The organism is Taklimakanibacter deserti (genome assembly GCA_003574785.1).
Genome location: QORU01000090.1, coordinates 1 through 525, shown reverse-complemented (window position 1 = coordinate 525; position 525 = coordinate 1). Strand labels below are relative to the sequence as shown.

The window sequence follows — 525 nt, the reverse complement described above, 5'->3', positions numbered from 1 at the left end:
GCGACCCTGCCCGAGCCTGGTGTGGCGGCTGATGCGCCTGCTGCCTGCCCTGCTGGACGCCCCCGTGTTCGCCCCCCTGGCACGCTTCCTGGAGGGTGACGACGACCTGCGCAAGCGCCACCAGCTGGCCGAGCGCCTGGCCGACCTCTTCGACCAGTACCAGGTCTACCGCGCCGACTGGCTCACCGCCTGGGCCGCGGACGAGGATGTGCTGATCACCGCCCGCGGCGAGGCGCGCCCGCTCGCCGAGGAGCAGCGCTGGCAGGCCGAGCTGTGGCGCGCCCTGCGCGACGACATCGCCCGGGCCCATGGCGAGGCGGGGCTGGCCTCCAGCCGCGCGGCGGTACACGAGCGCTTCCTCGAAGCCTGCCGGGAGCTGGGCGAGCGCCCGCCAGGCCTGCCCCGCCGGGTGATCGTCTTCGGCATCTCCTCGCTGCCCGCCCAGACCCTGGAGGCGCTGGCCGCCGTGGCGCGGGACGCGAGCCACGCGCTGAGGTTGTTTGCAAGGTTGGTGTGAGGGGGGCT

1 protein-coding gene is annotated in these 525 nt (G+C 74.7%); it reads left to right on the top strand.

Annotated features, from left to right (window positions below; all coding sequences use genetic code 11):
- On the top strand, positions 1-517 hold a 517-nt coding region (locus DS839_RS36115; RefSeq protein ID WP_368912152.1), incomplete at its 5' end, for an exodeoxyribonuclease V subunit gamma.
- Between the last annotated feature and the right edge of the window lie 8 nt (positions 518-525).